General features: G+C 48.6%; 1 rRNA gene. It reads right to left on the reverse strand.

Annotated elements, in window-relative coordinates:
* Positions 1-697: ribosomal RNA gene (locus C3007_RS10895) — 23S ribosomal RNA — on the reverse strand; the annotation flags it as partial.

Consider the following 697-nt stretch of genomic DNA (forward strand, 5'->3'; position numbering starts at 1 on the left):
TCATCCGCTAATTTTTCAACATTAGTCGGTTCGGTCCTCCAGTTAGTGTTACCCAACCTTCAACCTGCCCATGGCTAGATCACCGGGTTTCGGGTCTATACCTTGCAACTAACCGCCCAGTTAAGACTCGGTTTCCCTTCGGCTCCCTTATTCAGTTAACCTCGCTACAAAATATAAGTCGCTGACCCATTATACAAAAGGTACGCAGTCACCCCATCATTAAGCCCCCTCTGTTTGATTTTCTCGGGTTAGACTTCACTGCGTGAAGTCAACCGCACTTCCAACAAAAGGTGCGCTACTCATCATCGAGCCTTTGGCTTAATGATGGGGCTCCCACTGCTTGTACGTACAGGGTTTCAGGTTCTATTTCACTCCCCTCACCGGGGTTCTTTTCGCCTTTCCTTCACAGTACTGGTTCACTATCGGTCAATCAGGAGTATTTAGCCTTGGAGGATGGTCCCCCCATCTTCAAACAGGATTCCTCGTGTCCCGCCCTACTTATCGTAAGCTTAGTACCACATGCAATCTTTCAGATACGGGGCTATCACCCTGTGTCGCTTAGCTTCCCAGCTAATTCTCCTAAATCACATGCTATCACTTACTGGCTACTCCGCTTTCGCTCGCCGCTACTCACAGAATCTCGGTTGATTTCTTTTCCTCGGGGTACTTAGATGTTTCAGTTCTCCCGGTTCGCCTT

The organism is Avibacterium gallinarum, from assembly GCF_002921135.1.
GTDB lineage: Bacteria > Pseudomonadota > Gammaproteobacteria > Enterobacterales > Pasteurellaceae > Avibacterium > Avibacterium gallinarum.